This window comes from Streptomyces sp. NPDC126510 (assembly GCF_040302345.1).
Lineage (GTDB): Bacteria > Actinomycetota > Actinomycetes > Streptomycetales > Streptomycetaceae > Streptomyces.
This window is the reverse complement of the sequence record NZ_JBEORR010000018.1, coordinates 141,822-163,806: the sequence shown is the minus strand read 5'-3', so window position 1 is coordinate 163,806 and position 21,985 is coordinate 141,822. Positions and strand designations below refer to the sequence as shown.

The following is a 21,985-nucleotide window of genomic DNA, read 5'->3' as shown; positions in this document are numbered from 1 at the left end:
GGGAGGTGCTGCGGTGAGCGATCCCCGGCGCCGCATCCCCAGCACCGACGCCCTGCTGGCCGAGCCGCGGCTGGCCAGGGCGACGCGGACGCTGGGACGCCCGCTGGTGAAGGCGGCCATCACCCGGGCGCAGCACAGGGCCAGAGCGGGTGAGATCGCCCCGGAGGACGTGGCCGATATGGCCGTGGAGAGCCTTCCGGAGCGGGTAGGAAGCCTTCGACCGGTGATCAACGCCACCGGCGTGCTGGTGCACACCAACCTCGGCCGGGCGCCCCTGTCGGACGCCGCCCAGGACGCGGTGCGGGCCACGGCCGGCTGCACCGACGTCGAGTTCGATCTGGTGGCGGGCCGCCGGGCCCGACGCGGGCGAGGGGTGACGGCCGCGCTGTCCGAGGCCGTGCCGGACGCCGGGGCGGTGCATGTGGTGAACAACAACGCGGCCGCTCTGCTGCTGTGCGCCATCGCGCTGGCCGGCGACCGGGAGATCGTGATCAGCCGCGGCGAGCTGGTCGAGATCGGTGACGGCTTCCGCATCCCCGAACTGCTGGCGAGCACCGGCGCCCGACTGCGCGAGGTGGGCACCACCAATCGCACCCGGGTGCGGGACTACGCCGAGGTTCTCGGTCCCGACACCGCGTTCCTGCTCAAGGTGCACACGTCCAACTACCGGGTGACCGGCTTCACGGCCGCCGCCGGTGTCGCCGAACTGGCGGCGCTCGGACCACCGGTGATCGTGGACATCGGTTCCGGTCTGCTGGCGCCGCATCCGCTGCTCCCCGAAGAACCGGACGCCGCCACGGCCCTGCGGGCGGGTGCCGCGTTGGTGACCGCCAGCGGGGACAAGCTGCTCGGCGGCCCGCAGGCCGGTCTGCTGCTCGGCGATGCCGAGATCGTCGAGCGGCTGCGGCGGCATCCGGCGGCGCGTGCGCTGCGAGTGGACAAGCTGACCCTCGCCGCGCTGGAGGCCACGTTGCGCGGCCCGGAGCCGCCGGTGCGCGTCGCACTCGCCACCACCGAGAGCGCCCTGTACGACCGCGCGTCCGCGCTGGTGCGGCGACTGCGGGACGAGCACGTCCGGGCCGGGGTCGTGCACACCGCCGCGGCCGTGGGAGGGGGCGGAGCACCGGGAGTACGGCTGCCCAGCGTCGCTGTCGGCCTGCCCGAGGAGTTCGGCCGCCTCATGCGCACCGGCACGGTCGCGGTGGTGGGCCGGGTGGAACACGGCCGGTGCCTGCTGGACCTGCGTACCGTCCCCGAGGCCGAGGACGGCGCCCTGCTGGGCGCGGTGCTCGCGGCTCACCGGTCGGCGCGGCCGTCGGAGAACCGGCCGGAGAGCAGCGACGGCCGGATCGACGACGGGAGCCGCGGGCAAGGGGGCCGGACCGGCCCCGCGATCCACCGGAGCGGCGACGGAGGCGACCCGCAGTGCACGTGATCGCCACCGCCGGCCATGTCGACCACGGCAAGTCCACCCTGGTCCGGCTGCTCACCGGAATGGAGCCCGACCGCTGGGCGGAGGAGCGCGACCGCGGCCTGACCATCGACCTGGGCTTCGGCTGGACCACCCTGCCGGGCGGCGAGCAGGTCGCGTTCGTCGACGTGCCCGGTCACGAACGGTTCGTGCCCAACATGCTCGCGGGTGTCGGCCCGGTCCCCGCCGTGCTGTTCGTGGTGGCCGCCGACGAGGGGTGGATGCCGCAGTCCACCGAGCACCTCCAGGCGCTGGACGCGCTGGGCGTCCGGCACGGGCTGCTCGCCGTCACCCGATGTGACCTGGCGGACCCGGAGCCGGCCAGGGACCAGGCTCTCGCCCGGGTCGCCCGCACCGGCCTCGGGCGGGTCGACTCGGTGACGGTGAGCGGGCGGACCGGCGAGGGCCTGGACCGGCTGCGCGCCGCTCTGGCCCGGTTGGTCGGTGCGTTGCCGCCGGCCGATCCCGAGGCCGACGTCCGGCTGTGGGTGGACCGTTCCTTCAGCATCACCGGCGCCGGCACCGTGGTCACCGGCACCCTGACGGCCGGGACCCTGCGGGTGGGTGACCGGTTGGTGCTCGCCTCCTCCGGTACGGCAGCGCGGGTACGAGGCTTGCAGACCCTGGGCCAGGACGCCGGCACGGTACGCGCGGTCGCCCGGGCCGCGGTCAACCTGCGCGGTATCGAACGCGACGCCCTCACCCGCGGCGACGCTCTGCTCACGCCGGACAGGTGGCTGGCCGCGGGCGAGGCCGACGTGGCACTGCGTGGGGACGACACCGGCCAGCTGCCCCGCGAGCTCGTGCTGCACATCGGATCCGCAGCGGTCCCCGTCCGGGTCAGGCCCCTGGGCCCGGACACCGCCCGGCTCCGGCTGGCCCGGCCGTTGCCGCTGCGCATCGGTGACCGGGCGTTGCTGCGCGACGCGGGACGGCATCGAGTCGCGGCCGGTGTCGACGTGCTCGACGTGTGCCCGCCCGAGTTGGTCCGCCGGGGGGCGGCACGGCGGCGCGGCGAGGAGCTGGCCGCCCTGGCCGGGCCGCGGCGGCTGCCGGTGGCTGACTCGGTGCTGCGTCGCCGGGGGTTCGTCACCGCGGGGGAACTGCGCGCGATGGGACTGCCGGTGGTGGGCCGGCCGGTCGGCGACGGCTGGCGCGTACACCCCGGGGTGTGGCGTGAGCTGACCGGCGAACTGTGCCGGCTGGTCGACGGCTGGCGCGGCGACCACCCGCTGGAGCCCGGCGTCCCGGTGGACGCCGTGCGGCAACGGCTGCGGCTGCCCGGGACGGGGGTCGTGAACCTGCTCGCCGAGGCCGCCTCGCTCGTGGTGGTGGACGGGCGGGTCTGCGCGCCCGGTCAGCGCGCGGTACTGCCCGTATCGGTCGAGGCGGCGGTGGACGAGCTGGCCGCCGAGTTGAGCCGGACTCCGTTCGCGGCGCCGGACGCCGGCCGGCTGACGGCGCTGCGGCTCGGCGCCAGGGAGCTGGCCGCGGCGGTGCGCGCCGGTCGCCTGCTCAAGGTGACCGACGGTGTCTTTCTCCTCCCCGGGTGCGAGCGGCGGGCCGGTGAGCTCCTCTCCGGGCTCAGCCAGCCGTTCACCCTCAGCCAGGCCCGCCAGGCCCTCGGCACCACGCGGCGGGTGGCGGTGCCGCTGCTGGAGCTGCTGGACCGTCAGGGGATCACCGAGCGGCTCCCGGACAGCACTCGCCGGGTGCGCGCCGGCCTACCCCTGTGACCTGCGACGGGACACGGCCCCGGGCAGGGGAACGAGTGGCACCGCATGCGTCCCTGGGCACCGGGCGTTACGTTGGTCGGGCGGAGTACCGCGCGAGGCGGGAGATCGCCATGGGCCTGCGGCAGTGGATCGAGGGCTGGCCGGTGTACCGGCAGCTCGCCAGTGGAGACGACCTCGGCCGGGGGGCGGCCGCGCGCTCCCCCCGTACCGAGCAGCTGCGCGCCCGCACCCAGCAGGCCGACCGGGTCGTCCGCTCCGTGTGCCCGTACTGCGCCGTCGGCTGCGGCCAGCGCGTCTACGTGAAGGACGAGGAAGTCGTCCAGATCGAAGGCGACCCCGACTCTCCGGTCTCGCGGGGCCGGTTGTGCCCGAAGGGGTCGGCGAGCAAGCAACTGGTGACGGGCCCCGACCGGGTCCACACAGTGCTCCACCGCCGTGGGCACGGCACGGAGTGGGAGCGGCTCCCGCTCGACCGGGCCATGGACATGATCGCCGACCGGGTCATCGACACCCGTCGGCAGACCTGGCAGGAGTCCTTCCACGGCGTCCCGGTCCGGCGCACGCTCGGCATCGCCAGTCTCGGCGGAGCGACGCTGGACAACGAAGAGAACTACTTGATGAAGAAGCTCTACACGGCGCTGGGAGCGATCCAGATCGAGAACCAGGCCCGCATTTGACACTCCTCCACCGTTCCCGGTCTGGGAACCTCGTTCGGCCGTGGCGGAGCCACGACGTTCCAGCAGGATCTCGCCAACGCGGACTGCATCCTCATCGAGGGCTCGAACATGGCCGAGTGCCATCCGGTCGGCTTCCAGTGGGTGATGGAGGCCAAGCAGCGGGGCGCGACGATCATTCACGTCGACCCCAGGTTCACGCGGACCAGCGCGCTGGCGGACCTGTACGTGCCGCTGCGGCCCGGGACGGACATCGCGTTCCTCGGCGCCCTGGTCAACCACGTGTTGACCAACGGGAAGGACTTCCGCGAGTACGTGGTGGCGTACACCAACGCGGCGGCGATCCTGCGGGAGGACTTCGCCGGTGCCGAGGACCTGGACGGGCTGTTCTCCGGGTTCGATCCGGACGGCGGTTTCTACGACCCCACGACGTGGATGTACGAGGGCGCGGACCATGCGGCGGCCGCCGGTGCCCGGGAACGCTGGGCGGCGCGTGACGACATGCGGACGACCGAGCAGCACGGCGGCGCGGAACACCGGGAGACCGCCCGCTCCGAGAGCTACGGCAGCGGCGGCCCCGGTCTGGGGACCAAGCCGAGGACGGACCCGACGCTGCGGCACCCGCGGTGTGTCTACCAGGTGCTCAAGCGGCACTTCTCCCGCTACACACCGGAGATGGTCGAGGACGTCTGCGGCGTTCCGCGAGAGCTTTTCGAGAAGGTGGCCGAGGCGATCACCGCCAACTCGGGCCGCGAGCGCACCACCGCGCTGTGCTACTCGGTCGGCTGGACCCAGCACACGGTGGGCGCCCAGTACATTCGCACCGCGTCCATCCTGCAGGCGCTGCTGGGCAACATCGGCAGGCCGGGGGGCGGCATCCTCGCCCTGCGCGGGCATGCCAGCATCCAGGGCTCCACGGACATCCCCACACTGTTCGACCTGCTGCCCGGCTACATCCCCATGCCGCACGCGCACCAGCACCAGGACCTGGACGGATTCGTGGCCGCCGACGCCGCGACGACGGGCTTCTGGGGCAATATGCGCGCGTATGTCGTCAGCCTGCTCAAGGCCTGGTGGGGCGAGGCGGCCACCGCCGAGAACGACTTCCGCTTCGACTGGCTGCCGCGCCTCACCGGGGACCACGGCTCCTATCAGACGGTGCTCAATCAGATGGCCGGAGAGTGCAAGGGCTACTTCCTCGTCGGGGAGAACCCGGCGGTCGGCTCCGCCAACGCCAAGCTGCAACGGCTCGGCATGGCCAACCTGGACTGGCTCGTGGTGCGGGACCTGCGGCTCATCGAGAGCGCGACGTTCTGGAAGGACGGCCCGGAGATCGAGACCGGTGAGCTGCGCACCGAGGAGATCCCGACCGAGGTGTTCTTCATGCCGGCCGCCGCCCACACGGAGAAGGACGGCAGTTTCACCAACACGCAGCGGCTGGTGCAGTGGCACCACGCGGCCGTCGAACCGCCGGGCGACGCGCGCAGCGACCTGTGGTTCTACTACCACCTAGGCCGCATCATCCGCGCGAAGCTCGCCCGCTCCACCGATCCGCGCGACCGCCCGCTGCTCGCCCTGACCTGGGACTACCCCACCGAGGGACCACTGGACGAACCGAGCGCCGACGCGGTGCTCGCCGAGATCAACGGTTACGGACCCGACGGCCCCCTGTCGACCTCCACCCAGCTGAGGGACGACGGCTCCACCTCCTGCGGAACCTGGATCTACTGCGGGATCCGTGCCGGAGGACACAACCAGGCGGCCAACCGCCGGCCACGCGGCGAACAGAGCTGGGTCGCCGCCGAATGGGCCTGGGCGTGGCCCGCCAACCGCCGCATCCTCTACAACCGGGCATCGGCCGACCCGGAGGGCAGGCCCTGGAGCGACCGCAAGCGCTATGTGTGGTGGGACGCCGAGCAGCGCCGGTGGACCGGCGAAGACGTCCCGGACTTCGAGGCCGACAAGCCGCCGGACTACCGGCCGCCGCCGGAGGCCCGGGCCCAGGCAGCGCTGGCCGGCACCGATCCCTTCATCATGCAGAGCGACGGGCGAGCCTGGCTGTTCGCCCCGGCCGGCCTGGCCGACGGCCCGCTGCCCGTGCACTACGAGCCGTTCGAGTCACCGGTGGACAACCCGCTGTACCGGCAGCAGACCAACCCGACGCTCCAGGCGTACGACCGCCGGGACAACCGCTACAACCCCAGCCGCAGCGAGGTGTTCCCCTACGTGTTCACCACGTACCGGCTCACCGAGCACCACACCGCCGGAGGCATGAGCCGTACCCTGCCCTACCTGGCCGAGCTCCAGCCGGAGTTCTTCTGCGAGGTCTCCCCCGAACTGGCGGCGGAACGAGGCCTGGAGCACCGGGGCTGGGCCACCATCGTCACGGCGCGCACGGCGATCGAGGCGAGAGTGCTGGTGACAGACCGGATCAAGCCGCTGCGGGTCCGGGGCCGGGCCATCCACCAGGTGGGCCTTCCGTACCACTGGGGCCCCAACGGCCTGTCCACCGGTGACGCGGCGAACGAACTGCTTGCCGTGGTACTCGACCCGAACGTGCACATCCAGGAATCCAAGGCGGCGACCTGCGACATCCGTCCGGGCCGGCGCCCTCGCGGTCCGGAACTGCTGGATTACGTGGCGCGCTACCGGCAGCGCGCCGGTCTCCCCGAGGAGGCCCGGCCGCCGGGCACCTCAAAGGACGCAGACCCCGGTGCGGGAGGAGACACGCAGCCATGACGACCGACGCCAACCGCTTGTCCGGCCCGCTGGCCGACCCCAGCTCGGACGCCGGCTACCCGGAGTCGCATCCGCCCCGGATGGGGTTCTTCACCGACACCTCGGTCTGCATCGGCTGCAAGGCGTGCCAGGTGGCGTGCAAGGAGTGGAATCTCCTCCCGCCCGAGCCGGACGGTCCGGATCTGCTCGGGGACTCGTTCGACAACACGGGCGCACTGTCGGCCGACACGTGGCGGCATGTGGCGTTCATCGAGCAGAAGGTGCCCGCCCGGCAGCCGGTCGACCTGGGGATGCCGGCACTCGGCCCGCCGGAGCCGGACACGCCCGGCGAGGGCGGGATGCGCTGGCTGATGGCGAGCGACGTGTGCAAGCACTGCACCCACGCGGCCTGCCTGGACGTGTGTCCCACCGGGTCGTTGTTCCGCACCGAGTTCGGCACCGTCGTGGTGCAGGAGGACATCTGCAACGGCTGCGGCTACTGCGTGACCGCCTGCCCGTACGGAGTGCTCGACCTCCGGCCCGGTGACGGCCGGGCGTTCAAGTGCACGCTCTGCTACGACCGTCTCGGCGCCGGCCAGGAACCGGCCTGTGCCCAGGCCTGCCCGACCGATTCGATCCAGTTCGGCCCGCTGGAAGAGCTGCGCGAGCGGGCCGATCAGCGCGTGGCCCAGCTGCACGGACGCGGCGTGCCCGAGGCGCGGCTGTACGGCCGGGACCCGCAGGACGGCGTGGGCGGTGACGGGGCGTTCTTCCTGCTGCTGGACGAGCCGGAGGTGTACGGACTGCCGCCGGACCCGGTGGTCACCACCCGTGACCTGCCGTCGATGTGGCGGCACGCGGCGGTGGCGGCACTCGGCGTGGCGGCGAGCGTGGCACTGTCCTTCGCCGGGCGGCGCCGGTGACCGTGAGGTGGGGGGAGCCAGAGGAGAGGAGGATGCCGTGACGCGACATGGCCGCCGGGAGGGCACCGTGGTTCCTGAGGCGGAGTTCCGTTCCTACTACGGCCGTCCGATCCTGAAGCGTCCCACGTGGAAGGTGCCGGACGTGCCGGGCTACCTGTTCCTGGGCGGGACGGCGGGCGCCTCGGCGACCATGGCGGTTTTCGCCGACCTGACCTCGCGCCCGGAGCTGGCAAGGGTGGGCCGGAGTGTGGCCGCGGTGGGTGCGCTCGCCAGCGTGGCCGCGCTGATCCACGACCTCGGCCGACCCGAGCGCTTCCTCAACATGCTCAGGGTCTTCAAACCGACCTCTCCGCTGTCGGTGGGATCCTGGATCATCGGGCCGTTCTCCGCGCTGGCCACCGCCTCGGCGGCCGCCGAGCTGACCGGGACGTTCTCGCGGCCGGGCCGGCTGGCGGGGATCGGTTCGGGCGTGCTGGGTCCGGCGATGTGCACCTACACCGCGGTGCTGCTCGCCGACACCGCGGTACCGGCGTGGCACGAGGCCTATCCCGAGCTGCCCCTCGTCTTCGGCGGCAGCGCGCTGGCCTGCGGTGCGGGCGCCGCGCTGTGCGTGCCCGGCGTCGACCACCGGCCCCCCACCCGGATGGGACTGCTGGGCGCCGGCATGGAGCTCGCCGCCCTGCGCAGGATGGAGCAGCGGCTCGGGCTGACCGGCGAACCGTACGTCACGGGCCGGCCGGGGCGGCTGCTGAAACTGAGCAAGTCCCTGACCGCGGTGGGGACGGGGCTCTCACTGCTCGGCCGCCGCAGCCCCGTGGCATCGGCCCTGGCCGGCGCGGCGTACCTGGTGGCGGGCCTGTGTACGCGCTTCGGCGTCTTCGAAGCCGGCCTCGCGTCCGCTCAGGACCCGAAGTACGTGGTGCTCCCGCAGCGGCGGCCCGGTGCGGCGCAGTCCTGACGGACGCGCGGCCGTCGGCATCCGCATCACCCCTCCCGGGAGTCCTCCCGGATGTCCGCGAACTCCCACCAGGCGAGCGGCAGCCAGTCTCCGTCGACGAAGCCGTCGACGGATCCTCCGTTGCCGCGTATGGCCACGCGGGTTCCCACCGGATATGTGGTGCCGGAAAGGCCACAGACCGGGACGAGCAGTGAGCCTAGACGTCGTGACAAGACAGTCGATCCTTCCGAAGAGCACGAACAGGCGAAAGAAGCCCCTGGGTGCAAATCGTCGCATCATGCACCAGTCTGGACTATGAGGCATACCACACAAGACCGGCCGAGCTGCGGGCCGGGGTCTTTCTCGCGGTGAATGCAGCGGGTTCCCGACACTGCCGCTCCAGTGCGTGACCGGTCCATCACGGGCAGTGGAGGTGCTCAAGGATGAGGGCCGTTGTGTACAAGGGACCGTTCGAAGTAGCGGTCGAGCAGGTGGAGGATCCCCGGATCCAGCACCCGAACGACGTGATCGTACGGGTCACGTCCACCGCGATCTGTGGCTCGGATCTGCACATGTACGAGGGCCGTACCGCCGCCGAGCCGGGCATAGTCTTCGGTCACGAGAACCTCGGTGTCATCGAGGAGGCCGGCGAGGGCGTGACGTCGCTCAGCCGCGGGGACCGGGTGGTCATGCCCTTCAACGTGGCATGCGGCTTCTGCAAGAACTGCACGGCCGGCTACACGGGTTTCTGCGTGACGGTGAACCCGGGCTTCGCGGGCGGCGCCTACGGCTATGTCGCGATGGGCCCGTTCGTGGGCGGGCAAGCCGAGTACGTACGGGTGCCGTACGCCGACTTCAACTGTCTGAAGTTGCCGGAGGGCACCGAGAAGGAGACCGACTTCGTCCTGCTCGCCGACATCTTCCCGACCGGCTATCACGGCAACGAACTGGCCGACGTGCGTCCCGGCGAGAGTGTCGCCGTGTACGGCGGTGGCCCTGTCGGCCTGATGGCGGCCTACTCGGCGATGGTGCGCGGCGCGAGCAAGGTGTTCGTGGTCGACCGGGTCGCGGAGCGGCTGCAGAAGGCCGAGGAGATCGGCGCCGTACCGATCAACTTCACCGAGGGCGACGCGGCGCAGCAGATCAAGGAACAGACCGGAGGAGAAGGCACTGACAAGGGCATCGACGCCGTCGGCTACCAGGCCCAGGCGCACGAGGCGGACCGCGAGGAGCCGGCGATCGTGCTGAACTCCCTCGTCGAGACGGTCCGGCCGACGGGCGCCCTCGGCATACCGGGACTGTACGTCCCGCGCGACCCGGGCGGGCCGGACGAGCAGGCCAAGCAGGGCATGCTGCTGGTCTCCATCGGACGCGCCTTCGAGAAGGGGCTGCGGATGGGCACCGGTCAGTGCAACGTCAAGCGCTACAACCGCCAGCTGCGTGACCTGATCATCGAGGGCCGCGCGACGCCCAGCTTCGTGGTGTCGCACGAACTCCCCCTCGACCAGGCGCCGTCGGCCTACGAGAAGTTCGACAAGCGGGTCGAGGGCTACACCAAGGTCGTGCTCCACCCGCACGAGTGAGGACACCCCGCATGAAAGGAGGCCCCCTCGCCAGGTCGGTCACGACAGCGAGGGGGCCTTGCGGCGGTGCGGGCCGTCACCGCGCCACCGCGATGCAGTAGTCCTCGTCGGCGGCGAGGAGGTTCCAGTGCGTGTGCTCGGCGACGACGCTCTGAACCGCGAGAACCTCGAACGCCAGCCGCGCCGCATGGTCCGCGCCGAAACAGCCTCCGCCACCAAGGACGCAGTCGTTTTCCACGCCGATGAGAGGCTCCCCCTACCCAAAGAGGCCGACCGCTGGATCGGCGGAACATCAGTAGACCGTCTGGTGTCCAGGGACGCCCGCGTCTCGCCCAGGACTGGTCATGCCGCATCGCCGACGCATAAGCGAGAGGAGCTGCCCAGCTGGACAACCGTGGCCTCGCCAGTAGGCGCACCGACGGCAACCAGCCGGTGAGCCCCTGTCCGAGCAGGGCGACATGCCGAGTTCCACGCAGCGTAGTCAGCCCCAAGGTCACGCCCAGGCCGTCACCGGCACAAACGAACTGTCCTGCCGGAACCGGTCCGTTCCGTCGGAGGTGTCCACGCGGAGCTGATAGGCGTAGTGGCGCAGGTAGCGGCCCGGGTAGTTGTACGACTCGAAGCGGACGGAGCCCGAGGCCGTGCCGGCCCGGAGGACGAATGTGGCGTCCTCGGCGAAGGTGCTCGTGCCGTCGCTCGGGTCGAAGCGGGCGCGGAAGTCCCAGTGGCGCAGGTAGGCGCCGGTCGCGTCCCGGAAGGAGCAGCCGCTGCCGTCGGCGAGGCCGGCGACGACCGTGAAGGTGGCGGACCGCTTCTCGGCGGTGGTGCTGGAGGAGCTGACCACGGGCAGGTCGAGCAGCGAGGACCGCTGCTGCCAGTAGCGGGTGGGGTAGTTGACCGAGCGGAAGGAGCGGGTGCCGCTCCGGGCCAGGGCCGGGCCGCCCGCGACCGTCTCCTTGACGACCGTGAAGTGCCGTGCCGTACCGGAGATCGCCGGCAGTGCGGCCGGGGCCGACCAGGTGGCGAAGGTGTCGTAGCTGTCGCTGTAGTAGTAGTTGCCGTCGCCGTAGCCGTCGAAGAACATCCGCCAGCCGCCGTTGTCGAGCTGCACCAGGGCCGGCCCCTCGCGGTAGCTGCCCCAGCCCGCCCAGTCACCCGTCCGGCGGATGGTGTACGGACCGGTGAGCTGCGAGGCGATGGCGTATTCGATGTACTTCGTCGTCTCGTTCTTCGGGAAGGCGTGGTATGTCGAGCCGATCTTCACGATGAACGTGTCGATGTGGTTGGCGCCGATGCCCGAGAGGGCGACCGGCGCGCTCCATGCCGTGAGCGCCGAGTTCGTCGCCCTCAGCAGGTACGGCGTGAAGATCCACTCGTCGTTCGTGGTGGAGCAGGACACGATGACGTTCACGCTGCCGTCGCCGTCGACGAACCACTCGGGCGCCCATGCGCGGGAGAGACGCGCGACCGGCACGGTGTAGTCGTAGAGGAACGTCCAGTTGACGCGGTCGGAGCTGCGGGCGAAGCCGATGGTCGTACTGGGGTCCTGCCACGTGTGCGTCGTGTAGGTGAGGTAGTAGAACCCGTCGGTGTGTCGGATGACACTGGCATCGCGGATCCGGTTCGCGGGCGGGGTGTACGCGGCGGAGCGCAGCAGCCGGAAGTCCGTGGCGTCGTCCGACTGGTAGACGTCGACCGTGCCGTCGTCGCTGTTGAGGAACGGCACGATGGTGTAGCGGGTGGCCGAGCCGTTGGGGGGTGCGGCGGCCAGGGCGCTGCCGAGCAGTCCGGGGGATTCGCCGAGCAGGACCGCCGAGGCTGGCAGGGCGGCCAGGGCGCGCAGCAGCGTACGGCGGGACGGGGCGGCGGGGGGTGGGGTCACGGGCGACTCTCCCTTGAACACCAGGGTTCGATATGCCGAACCAGGTTCGGCGAACCGATCAGACGTGGGGGCTCAGAAGGTAAGGGCGAGCCGGAGGGCGGTCAATGGTTTGAACCGGGCCCGACGCACCCAGTGAGGAGGAAGCGGCCGGTGGGTGAACATCCACTTCCGCCGTCGGCATGACGCCACCGGCCGCCGGACGTTACCGTTCGGTAGAGGAGCAGCTTCCGGAGGTGTCCGTATGACGCTCGACCGTTGCGAAGGCCTGGCGGAGACCGCCCGTGCGCTGGCCGAGGGCGAGGTGACGGCGCGGGCGCTGGCCGAGCGGACGCTGGCCCGGATCGAGGCGACCCAGGGGAGCCTGAACGCCTTCCGGATCGTCCGAGCCGAGGCCGCGCTCGCGGAAGCCGACGCCGCGGACCGGGAGCTGGCCTCGAAGGGCTCACGCAAGCCGCTGCTCGGCGTGCCCGTCGCGGTGAAGGACGACATGGACGTGGCCGGTGAGCCGACCGCGTTCGGCTGCTGTGGCGAGTTCCCTCCGGTCGCCGAGGACGGTGAGGCGGTGCGGCGGCTGCGCGCCGCCGGAGCCGTGATCATCGGCAAGACCAACACCTGCGAGTTCGGACAGTGGCCCTTCACCGAGGGGCCCGCCTTCGGCGCGACCCGCAACCCCTGGAGCACGGACCACACGCCCGGCGGTTCCTCGGGCGGGTCGGCCGCCGCGGTCGCCGCCGGGCTGGTGCCCGCCGCGCTCGGCTCGGACGGTGCCGGCTCGGTGCGGATCCCGGCCGCCTGGACCCATCTGGTCGGGATCAAGCCGCAGCGCGGCCGTGTCTCGACCTGGCCGCGCGGCGAGTCCTTCCAGGGCATCACCGTCAACGGCACCCTGGCCCGCACGGTCGCCGACGCGGCCCTGCTGCTGGACGCGGCGAGCGGCAACCACCCGCAGGACCCGCACCGGCCCCCGGCCCTCGAGGTGTCCCGGGCCGTCGGCCGCGACCCCGGACGGCTGCGCATCGCGCTCTCCCTCAAGCCGCCCTTCACGGCCGTGCCCGCCCGGCTCCTGCCCGAGGTCCGCACCCGGGTGGTCGAACTGGCCGAACGGCTCGCCGCGTCGGGGCACATCGTCGAGGAGGCGGACCCGCCATACGGGCAGATCGGGCTGACCTTCGTGCCGCGCGCCACGGCCGGCATCGCCGAGCGCGTGGGCGAGGCGCCCTTCCCGGCGTTGCTGGACCGGCGCACCCGGGGTGCGGCCCGGCTGGGCCGGCTGCTCGGCGGCGCCCCGCTGCGGGCGGCCCGGCGCGCGGAGAGCGTGCTGCACCGGCGTATCGGCGGCTTCTTCACCTCGTACGACGTCGTCCTCGCGCCCACGACCGCCGCTCCGCCGCCCCGGATCGGGGCCCTGCTCGAACTCAGCGGGTTCGCCACCGACCGGGCGATGATCGCCGCGTGTCCGTACGCCTGGCCGTGGAACGTACTGGGGTGGCCCGGGGTCAACGTGCCCGCCGGTTTCACACCGGACGGGCTGCCGGTCGGCGCGCAGTTGCTGGGACCGGCGAACAGCGAGCCGCTCCTGGTGCAGGTGGCCGCGCAGCTGGAGGCGGAGCTGCGCTGGTCGGAGAAGTGGCCGTCGCCGCCGGTCACGGCACGTTCCGCTGCCGCCTGAGCGACCGTACGCTGTCCTCATGGCGGACGCGTCGATGGTCGGGCTCATGGGGCGGGTGACCGGAACGATCGGGCCCGGGCTGGTCGGCGAGGTGATCGTCCGGGTGCGCGGCGGCGCGGAGCACTTCCTCGCCCACCCGGCTTCCGCGGCCGACCGTATCGAGACGGGCACGGTCGTGATGGTGGTCGAATACCTGCCCCCCAGGACCGTCTACGTCACGGCGGCGTACGACAGTTGAGCCCGCTGCGACGCAGGTGAGAGGCGCACGCGTCAAGCTTCGGCCAAGGATGCGCCGGTGTCTGTACCCGGGCTCCGCCGAGGAGCACACTCCCCTTCGTTCGGTGCCGAGAGGGCACCATGCAGAGGGGGCGAATGCCGATGGTCGTCGGCGTCGTTGCGGGGGTGGCGGTTGCCGCCGTCCTCGTTCTGATCGGTCTGTTCAAACTCATGTGGCGGGTCGCCGAACCCAATGAGGCACTGATCATCTCGGGCTCCAAGCACCGCACGGAGGGCCTCGAGGAGGGCATGGGATTCCGCATCGTCACCGGGCGCGGCACGCTCGTGCTGCCCGGGGTGCAGGCGGTGCGCAAGCTCTCGCTCGACCTGAACGAGACCGAGTTGCAGGTGGACTGCGTGACCCACCAGGGCATTCCGTTGAAGGTGCGGGGTGTGGTCATCTTCAAGGTGGGCGACGACTTCGTGTCGATCGCGAACGCGGCCCGCCGGTTCCTCGACCAGCAGAAGCTGATGTCGGAGCGGGTGCACAACGTCTTCGCCGGTCATCTGCGGTCCATCGTGGGCGGGTTGACGGTCGAGGACATGATCCGGGACCGGGAGAAACTCACCGGGCAGACGCGAGCCGCCTGCGGTACCGAGATGGAGAAGCTGGGCCTGATCGTGGACTCGCTGCAGATCCACGAGATCGAGGACCCGACCGGATACATCCAGAACCTCGCCATGCCGCACGCGGCGGCCGTGCAGCGCGACGCGCGGATCGCGCAGGCGGAGGCGAACCGGCTGGCCACCGAGGCCGAGCAGCAGTCGTTCGCGCGGATGGCGGAGGCGACCCGGGACAGCGAGATCCTCCAGGCCGGTTACCAGGCCGAGCGCGACAAGGCGGCCGCCAAGGCCCGGCAGGCGGGACCGCTCGCGGAGGCCGGGGCCCGGCAGGAGGTCGTCGTCCAGGAGACGCGGGTGGCGGAGCTGGAGGCGCACCGGCGCGAACAGCAACTCCAGGCGGACGTCCGTAAACCCGCCGACGCGGCGGCCTACGAGACGCGCACCCTGGCCGAGGCCGACCGCGACGCGCGCATCTCGTCGGCCCAGGCGCAGGCGAAGGAGACGGAACTGGCTGCGGCCGCCGAGGCGACCCGGGTGAAGACCGCCGCGGGCGCCGATGCGGAGGCGACCAAGGCACGGGGCGAGGCGGCCGCGCTGGCGACCCGGGCCACCGGTGAGGCCGAGGCTGCGGCGGCCCAGGCCAGGGGGCTGGCCGAGGCCGAGGCGGCCCGGGCGAAGGGCCTCGCGGAGGCGGAGGCCATCAAGGCCCGTGCCGCCGCCCTGGCGGAGAACCAGGAGGCCGTCGTCGCGCAGCAACTCGCCGAGAACTGGCCGGAGATCGTCAAGGCCGGCGCGTCCGCGTTCGGCAACGTCGACAACATGGTGCTGCTGAACGGCGCCGACGGCATGGCGGATCTGTTCGCCAAGGCGCTCACCATGGGCGGCACGGGGCTGGGCCTGGCCCGTCAGCTGCTCGCGTCGATGGATCACAGCGGGCAGGCGCCGCAGGACGCCTCCGCCCTCAACGGGCACGCCCAGAAGGTACCGATGGACGACAAGTGACCCGGGCGGTGAGCTCTCGGGGGCAGCCTCTAAGGTGCCCCCGTGAGCACGTTTGCCGACGAGAACGTCCCCGGCCGTCACGGCCCCTCCGCCACGGTCCAGGCCGACCCCCGCCAGGTGGGCCGGGTCCAAACGGAGTACTCCCCCGCCCACGACGGCGACCCGGACCCCGGGGAGATCGTCTGGACGTGGGTCCCCTTCGAGGAGAACGACGGGCGCGGCAAGGACCGCCCGGTGCTGGTGGTGGCCCGCGAGGCCGGCGGCACGTTCCTGGCCGTGCAGTTGTCCAGCAAGCGGCACGACGGCGACCGGGAGTGGGTGCCGATCGGCAGCGGGCCGTGGGACCGGACGGGCCGGGACTCGTGGGTCGACGTGGACCGGGTGCTGCGCCTGCACGAGGACGGCATGCGCCGGGAGGCCTGCGCCCTGGACCGCATGCGCTTCAACCTGGTCAGGCGCCGTCTGCAGGAACGCTACGGCTGGAGCTGAGCGCCACGTCCGCCTTATTCCCCTCCAGTTGGTGGTTCGTCGCGGCGCTGCGGCCGGGCCGCTGGTGATCGAGGAAGCCGCGCAGGCGGAGAGCGGAAAGCCCCCACCCGGGGATCGGGTGGGGGTTTCGCGTGATCATGGTCATCGGTTGCCTTGCGGTGGCTTGCTGGTGAGGTGCCAGCCACGGCAGCGGGGGCATCGGTAGGCCCGTTTCTCGCCACGGCGGGGGTCGATGTTGTCGATGCGGCCGAGGGCGAGGAGGGCGGCGATGCGGTCGCGGTAGCGGAGCTTTCCGGTGGGGCAAGTGCCGTTCGGTCGGGGTCGCCTCACTCCGCCACCTTCCCTGATGCTCCGGCCTCGGCGGTGTGCATCCGAACGCCCGGGAGATCACCGTAATGGGTGCGGAAGGCAGGCGATGGACGCCTGGTGCACGGTCAGGCGCCGGCTCCGGGAGCGCTACGGCTGGAGCTGAACGTCTTCTCGAAGGCGCCGAACACTGCACGGTCGCGTGTCCGGTCCAGGATTCCGAACGTCACGTGCTCGAAGGCCCCGGCGAACCGGCCACCCGGCCCCAGCAGGCCCTGGAACGCCTCCGCCACCCGCGCGGGGTCGTTGCGGAACACTCCGCAGCCCCAGGCGCCCAGGACGAGCCGGCGGTAGCCGTGGGCGGCGGCGGTCTCCAGGACGCGTTCGGCCCTGGACGCGAGGGCCCGCGGCAGTTCGGCGGCCCGTTCGGGCGCCGTGCGGAGAACCACACCCGCGTTCGGTGCCGGCGAGGTCAGGAAGCCCGCGGTGTACGGCTCGGCCAGCAGGCCGCCCCGGTCGTCACGGAAGACGGGCACGGCCGGTGAGTGGATGACACGGTCCGTGTAGAACGGGTCGCGGTGGGCCCGGTGGTGGTCGTAGAAGGCGCGGGCCTCCAGGAGGCAGGTGTACAGCGCGGAGGCCCTGCACAGGGCCTCCTCCTGGGCTTGGGCGCCGTTCAGGTAGCCGCCTCCGGGGTTGCGGGCGGAGGCGAAGTTCAGCACGGCCACGTGGCCGCCGAGCCGGCGGGCCGCCTCCAGGCTGCTTTCGCCCGTGACCTCCACCAGCGTCTTCCGCGCGCCCGTCACCCGATCGGCGGGCACCGGCACCGGCTCCGGCCCGTACACGCGCGTGCCCTCGCGCGCCGCCCGCAGTTCCTCGGCGATCGAGACCTCCCGCCCGTCCGGCGCGCGGTAGGCCCCGACCGCGACGATCTGCTCGGTCTCCCGCGCGATACCGCGCAGACGCGCGCTCACGGCGCGACCCCCGTACGCGCCGTGAGCGCGCCCCGCGCGGCTCGTCTTGTCGTGCTCACGCAGGCATCGTGCGTGATGTCCGATCCCCGCTGCAACAGAGTTTTCGCCCAGGGAGAACGCCGGGGAAAGTCCCTGGAAACGCCGGGCCGGGCCGCGTGACCGCCTGGGAACGCCCCGCTTCGCCCCCTTGTGCCGAGCGGCATGAACGTCTTGGGTGGGACGGTGATCCCGGCCCGGGCCGCCGAAGAGCCCGGACCGGTGGCATGGTGGAATCTCAGGAGGATCCCGACATGTCCGATTCGGTAAGTGGCTGTACCCGGCCACGCACGTCGTTGTCCGAAGCCGAGGTGGAGGCTCTGGTCCGAGGCATCTGCTTCAAGACCGGCCCGCCGCGCCGCCTCGGTGTGGAGGTCGAATGGCTCGTCCACGAGCTGCGCGCACCGCAGCTCCCCGTCGCACCCGAACGACTCGAAGCGGCCTACGCCGCACTGCGTACCGTTCCCCTGAAGTCGGCGCTCACCGTGGAACCCGGCGGCCAGCTGGAGCTGAGCTCGCTCCCCGCCGCGTCGCTGACAGAAGTCATCGGTACCGTCTCCGCCGACCTCGACGCCGTCCGCGCGGTGCTGCGCGACGACGGACTCGCCCTCGTCGGCCTCGGCCAGGACCCCTGGCACCAACCCCGCCGCTTCCTGCGCGAACCGCGCTACGACGCCATGGAAGCGTGCCTGGACCGCACCGGCCCCGCCGGCCGCGCCATGATGTACACCTCCGCCTCCGTGCAGGTGTGCCTGGACGCCGGTCACGAGGAGCCCGGGCCGCTCGGCCTGGTGCGGCGCTGGTGGCTGGCCCACCATCTGGGCGCGGTCCTGGTGGCCGCGTTCGCCAACTCCCCGCTCGCCGGCAACCGGCCGACCGGCTGGCTGTCCACCCGGCAGCTGACGTGGACCCGGATCGGCGCAGGCCGGGCGGGCGGACCGCGGCTGGACACCGACCCGCGCGGCGCCTGGGCCCAGCACGTGCTGAACTCCCCCGTGATGTGCATACGACGGGACGGCGGGCCCTGGGACGTCCCCGAGGGACTCACGTTCCGGGACTGGATCCGCACCGGCGTGCCCCGGCCGCCCACCCGGGAGGATCTCGACTACCACATCACGACGCTGTTCCCGCCGGTCAGGCCGCGCGGCCATCTCGAACTGCGCATGATCGACGCGCAGCCCGGGGACGACGGCTGGATCGTGCCGCTGGCCGTGACGGCGGCGCTGTTCGACGACCCGGAGGCCGCCGAGACCGCCTACCGGGCCGTGAAGCCGCTGACCGAGCGGACACTGGGGCTGCCCGCGCCGCACAACCCGCTGTGGTTCGACGCGGCCCGCGGCGGTCTGGCCGACGCGGAACTGCGCGAGGTGGCCGTCACGTGCTTCACGACCGCGCTGGACGCCCTGCCCCGACTCGGCGCCGGCCCCGAGGTCATCGAGGCCGTCACGGCCTATCTGGACCGCTACGTCGTCCTGGGCCGCTGCCCCGCGGACGACCTGCTCGACCGACAGCGCGGCGCGGACGGTCGCGCCCGCGGGAAGGACTTCCGCCCATGACCGACACCGAATCCGCTGTCGACGCCCAGGCCGTCGACCCCGAGGTGCTCCGTGAGCGGGCGGTCGCCTCCCTCGTCGTCGCCCGCGACCGCACCACCCTGCTGACGAGCTGCGTGGAGGATCCCGATCTGACCGCGCAGCACTCACCACTGATGTCGCCGCTGGTGTGGGACCTCGCGCACATCGGCAACCAGGAGGAGCAGTGGCTGCTGCGGGCCGTCGCCGGGCACGAGGCGATACGCCCCGAGATCGACGGCCTCTACGACGCCTTCGAACACCCCCGCGCCGAACGGCCGAAGCTGCCCCTGCTGTCACCGGCCGAGGCCCGCACCTACGCGGCCGACGTGCGCGGCCGGGCGCTGGACGTGCTGGAGAAGGCCGCGTTCCACGGGACGCGGCTGACGGAGGCCGGGTTCGCCTTCGGGATGATCGCGCAGCACGAACAGCAGCACGACGAGACCATGCTGATCACCCATCAGCTCCGCACCGGCCCGCCGGCCCTGACGGCACCCGACCCGGAGCCGGCGCCGCTGTTCACCGGCCCGTCCGAAGTACTGGTCCCCGGCGGCCCGTTCATGATGGGAACCTCCGGCGAACCGTGGGCCCTGGACAACGAGCGTCCCGCGCACCGGCGCGAGGTGGCGTCCTTCCACATCGACACCACTCCGGTGACCAACGGCGCCTACCAGGCGTTCATCGAGGACGGCGGCTACGACAACCGACGGTGGTGGACGGCCGACGGCTGGGCGCACATCCGCGAGTACGGGATCCACGCGCCGCTGTTCTGGCGGCGGGGCGGGAAGCAGTTCCTCAGGCGCCGGTTCGGCGTCACGGAGGTCGTACCGGCGGACGAGCCCGTGGTGCACGTGTCCTGGTACGAGGCCGACGCGTATGCCCGCTGGGCGGGACGGCGGCTGCCCACGGAGGCCGAGTGGGAGAAGGCCGCCCGCCACGACCCGGCCGCCGACCGCTCGATGCGCTACCCCTGGGGCGACGCCGACCCGGGGCCCGAGCACGCCAACCTGGGCCAGCGGCACCTGCGTCCGGCGCCCGCCGGGAGCTACCCGGCGGGTGAGTCGCCGCTCGGGGTACGGCAGCTGATCGGCGACGTATGGGAGTGGACGGCGAGCGACTTCCTGCCGTACCCGGGGTTCCGGCCGTTCCCGTACAAGGAGTACTCGGAGGTCTTCTTCGGACTCGAGCACAAGGTGCTGCGCGGCGGTTCGTTCGCCGTGGACGCGGTGGCCTGCCGGGGCACCTTCCGCAACTGGGACTACCCGATCCGGCGGCAGATCTTCTCCGGCTTCCGCACGGCCCGGTCGGAGGACGTCTGATGTGCCGTCATGTCGCGTACGTGGGGCCCGAGGAGGCGCTGGGCCGGCTCCTGGTGGAACCCCCGCACGGGCTGTACCGGCAGTCGTGGGCGCCCCGCCACCAGAAGTACGGGACGGTCAACGCCGACGGTTTCGGCGTGGGCTGGTACGCCGAGGGCGACCCGGTGCCGGCCCGCTACCGCCGGGCCGGGCCGATCTGGGCGGATCTGTCGTTCGCCGATCTCGCCCGGGTCGTACGGTCCACCGGGCTGCTCGCCGCGGTGCGGGACGCGACCCTGTCGGGCGCGGACGCGGAGGCCGCCGCGGCCCCGTTCGCCGCCGGGACCTGGCTGTTCAGCCACAACGGGGCGGTGCGGGGGTGGCCCGGCTCGCTGGCGGCGGTGTCCCGGTCGCTGCCGCACGAGGAACTGCTGTCCCTGGAGGCCCGCAACGACTCGGCGCTCGTCTGGGCGCTGGTGCTGGCGCGGCTGCGAGGCGGCGACGAGGAGGGCCAGGCGATGGCCGACACGGTCCTGGAGGTCGCCGCGGCGGCCCCCGGTTCCCGGCTCAACCTCCTCCTCACCAACGGCGACACCATCACCGCCACCGCCTGGGGCGACGCCCTCTGGTACCTCGCCCGGCCCGGCGGCGGCACCGTCGTGGCCTCCGAGCCCTACGACGACGATCCGCACTGGCAGGAGGTCCCGGACCGCACCCTGCTCGTGGCGAGCCGCACCGACGTGCTGCTCACGCCGTTGAAAGAGCCGGCCGACACCTCCGTGCCCGCACCCGCGAAGGAGCCCCGTACGTGAGCCCGTTCCGCCTCACCCGCACCCTGCCCGAGGACGCCACGGACGCCGCGCTGCGCGCCGACGTCCACCGGGGTCTGACCGGCCGCCCCAAGTCGCTCCCGCCGAAGTGGTTCTACGACGCCCACGGCAGCGATCTGTTCGAGGAGATCACGGAACTGCCGGAGTACTACCCCACGCGCGCGGAGCGGGAGATCCTCCTCGCGCGTTCCGGCGACATCGCCGCGGCGACCCGGGCCCGCACCCTGGTCGAGCTCGGCTCCGGCTCCTCGGAGAAGACCCGGCATCTGCTCGACGCCCTCACGGACCTGCACACCTACGTCCCCGTCGACGTCAGCGAGAGCGCGCTCGCCGCGGCCGGACAGGCGCTCGCCGCCGAGCGGCCGGGCCTGGACGTGCACGCGCTGATCGCCGACTTCACCGCGGAACTCACCCTGCCGGACACGCCGGGGCCCCGGCTGGTGGCGTTCCTCGGCGGCACGATCGGCAATCTGCTGCCCGCCGAACGCGCCGCGTTCCTGGCGTCCGTACGCGCCCTGCTCACCCCGGGCGACGCCCTGCTGCTGGGCACGGACCTGGTCAAGGACGAGGAGGTGCTGGTCCGGGCGTACGACGACGGGGCCGGGGTGACGGCCGCGTTCAACAAGAACGTCCTGACCGTGATCAACCGCGAGCTGGGCGGCGACTTCGAGCCCGCCGCGTTCGACCATGTCGCGTTGTGGGACGCCGGGCACGAGTGGATCGAGATGCGGCTGCGCTCCCGCACGGCACAGACGGTGAAGGTGCCGGCGCTCGACCTCGCCGTCGACTTCGCCGCAGGTGAGGAGATGCGGACCGAGGTGTCGGCGAAGTTCCGGCAGGAGGGCGTGCGCGCCGAACTGTCGGCGGCGGGCCTGGACCTGACGCACTGGTGGACGGACGGCCCGGGCCGGTTCGCGCTGTCGCTGAGCGTGGCGCGCTGACCCGGTGAGGCCTGGGCGGCGGCGCCGGCGGAAGACGACGTCTCGCGCTTCGCCGCCGCCTGGGGCACGGTGGAATGACGCGTGACACTCCCGTCACGGGAACGC

19 protein-coding genes are annotated in these 21,985 nt (G+C 72.3%); 14 read left to right on the top strand and 5 right to left on the bottom strand.

The genetic code is table 11. The annotated features are described in order from the left end of the window. Positions 1–13: 13 nt before the first annotated feature. The 5 genes from selA to nrfD all read left to right on the top strand — a co-directional run bounded on the left by selA (position 14) and on the right by nrfD (position 8,480). On the top strand, positions 14–1,435 hold the full coding sequence (gene selA / locus ABTX60_RS25380; protein ID WP_352099299.1) for an L-seryl-tRNA(Sec) selenium transferase: 1,422 nt from the start codon (positions 14–16) through the stop codon (positions 1,433–1,435). Next, positions 1,426–3,207, top strand: coding sequence for a selenocysteine-specific translation elongation factor (selB, locus tag ABTX60_RS25375; protein ID WP_352099298.1), 1,782 nt, complete (start codon positions 1,426–1,428; stop codon positions 3,205–3,207). The genes selA and selB overlap by 10 nt, the downstream gene beginning before the upstream one ends. A 110-nt stretch (positions 3,208–3,317) precedes the next feature. Beyond that, complete coding sequence (fdh, locus tag ABTX60_RS25370) at positions 3,318–6,620, top strand: formate dehydrogenase (RefSeq protein ID WP_352099297.1); 3,303 nt, start codon at positions 3,318–3,320, stop codon at positions 6,618–6,620. Further along, positions 6,617–7,522, top strand: coding sequence for a 4Fe-4S dicluster domain-containing protein (locus tag ABTX60_RS25365; RefSeq protein WP_352099296.1), 906 nt, complete (start codon positions 6,617–6,619; stop codon positions 7,520–7,522). The genes fdh and ABTX60_RS25365 overlap by 4 nt, the downstream gene beginning before the upstream one ends. A gap of 37 nt (positions 7,523–7,559) precedes the next feature. Beyond that, positions 7,560–8,480, top strand: coding sequence for an NrfD/PsrC family molybdoenzyme membrane anchor subunit (gene nrfD, locus ABTX60_RS25360; RefSeq protein WP_352099295.1), 921 nt, complete (start codon positions 7,560–7,562; stop codon positions 8,478–8,480). A 26-nt stretch (positions 8,481–8,506) separates the two neighbouring features. Here nrfD and ABTX60_RS25355 read toward each other — a convergent pair whose 3' ends face one another. Further along, positions 8,507–8,692, bottom strand: a complete 186-nt coding sequence (locus ABTX60_RS25355) for a hypothetical protein (RefSeq protein WP_352099294.1) — start codon at positions 8,690–8,692, stop codon at positions 8,507–8,509. 210 nt (positions 8,693–8,902) lie between these two features. Here ABTX60_RS25355 and ABTX60_RS25350 point away from each other — a divergent pair, with 210 nt between their 5' ends. Continuing rightward, positions 8,903–10,042 carry a glutathione-independent formaldehyde dehydrogenase gene (locus ABTX60_RS25350; RefSeq protein WP_351637183.1) on the top strand — a complete coding sequence of 380 codons (1,140 nt, stop codon included), beginning with the start codon at positions 8,903–8,905 and terminating at the stop codon, positions 10,040–10,042. A 76-nt stretch (positions 10,043–10,118) separates the two neighbouring features. Here the strand turns inward: ABTX60_RS25350 and ABTX60_RS25345 are convergent, their stop codons facing one another. Beyond that, on the bottom strand, positions 10,119–10,280 hold the full coding sequence (locus ABTX60_RS25345; protein ID WP_352099293.1) for a hypothetical protein: 162 nt from the start codon (positions 10,278–10,280) through the stop codon (positions 10,119–10,121). Between the two features lie 255 nt (positions 10,281–10,535). Beyond that, entirely contained in the window at positions 10,536–11,924 is a 1,389-nt protein-coding gene (locus ABTX60_RS25340; protein ID WP_352099292.1) for a glycoside hydrolase family 43 protein, read from the bottom strand. 241 nt (positions 11,925–12,165) lie between these two features. Between ABTX60_RS25340 and ABTX60_RS25335 the strand changes: the two genes are divergently transcribed. The 4 genes from ABTX60_RS25335 to ABTX60_RS25320 all read left to right on the top strand — a co-directional run bounded on the left by ABTX60_RS25335 (position 12,166) and on the right by ABTX60_RS25320 (position 15,924). Next, positions 12,166–13,593 carry an amidase gene (locus ABTX60_RS25335; protein WP_352099291.1) on the top strand — a complete coding sequence of 476 codons (1,428 nt, stop codon included), beginning with the start codon at positions 12,166–12,168 and terminating at the stop codon, positions 13,591–13,593. Between the two features lie 19 nt (positions 13,594–13,612). Further along, a complete protein-coding gene (locus ABTX60_RS25330; protein ID WP_229855994.1) occupies positions 13,613–13,831 on the top strand; it encodes an NfeD C-terminal domain-containing protein in 219 nt (72 codons plus the stop codon). A gap of 134 nt (positions 13,832–13,965) precedes the next feature. Beyond that, positions 13,966–15,435 carry an SPFH domain-containing protein gene (locus tag ABTX60_RS25325; protein ID WP_352099316.1) on the top strand — a complete coding sequence of 490 codons (1,470 nt, stop codon included), beginning with the start codon at positions 13,966–13,968 and terminating at the stop codon, positions 15,433–15,435. A 42-nt stretch (positions 15,436–15,477) separates the two neighbouring features. Further along, positions 15,478–15,924, top strand: coding sequence for a type II toxin-antitoxin system PemK/MazF family toxin (locus ABTX60_RS25320; RefSeq protein ID WP_352099290.1), 447 nt, complete (start codon positions 15,478–15,480; stop codon positions 15,922–15,924). Positions 15,925–16,065: 141 nt separating this feature from the next. On the opposite strand, the gene ABTX60_RS25315 is transcribed toward ABTX60_RS25320, so the two are convergent. Further along, complete coding sequence (locus tag ABTX60_RS25315; RefSeq protein WP_352099289.1) at positions 16,066–16,254, bottom strand: hypothetical protein; 189 nt, start codon at positions 16,252–16,254, stop codon at positions 16,066–16,068. 104 nt (positions 16,255–16,358) lie between these two features. Beyond that, positions 16,359–17,204, bottom strand: coding sequence for a TIGR02452 family protein (locus ABTX60_RS25310; RefSeq protein ID WP_352099288.1), 846 nt, complete (start codon positions 17,202–17,204; stop codon positions 16,359–16,361). 290 nt (positions 17,205–17,494) lie between these two features. Here ABTX60_RS25310 and egtA point away from each other — a divergent pair, with 290 nt between their 5' ends. The 4 genes from egtA to egtD are packed head-to-tail and all read left to right on the top strand — an operon-like array spanning position 17,495 to position 21,880. Continuing rightward, positions 17,495–18,796 carry an ergothioneine biosynthesis glutamate--cysteine ligase EgtA gene (gene egtA / locus ABTX60_RS25305; RefSeq protein WP_352099287.1) on the top strand — a complete coding sequence of 434 codons (1,302 nt, stop codon included), beginning with the start codon at positions 17,495–17,497 and terminating at the stop codon, positions 18,794–18,796. Next, entirely contained in the window at positions 18,793–20,130 is a 1,338-nt protein-coding gene (gene egtB / locus ABTX60_RS25300) for an ergothioneine biosynthesis protein EgtB (protein WP_352099286.1), read from the top strand. The genes egtA and egtB overlap by 4 nt, the downstream gene beginning before the upstream one ends. Beyond that, positions 20,130–20,921: an ergothioneine biosynthesis protein EgtC gene (gene egtC / locus ABTX60_RS25295; RefSeq protein ID WP_352099285.1), complete on the top strand. Its 792-nt coding sequence runs from the start codon at positions 20,130–20,132 to the stop codon at positions 20,919–20,921. The genes egtB and egtC overlap by 1 nt, the downstream gene beginning before the upstream one ends. Then, positions 20,918–21,880, top strand: coding sequence for an L-histidine N(alpha)-methyltransferase (gene egtD / locus ABTX60_RS25290; protein WP_352099284.1), 963 nt, complete (start codon positions 20,918–20,920; stop codon positions 21,878–21,880). Before egtC ends, egtD begins: the two co-directional genes overlap by 4 nt. Positions 21,881–21,985: the final 105 nt, after the last annotated feature.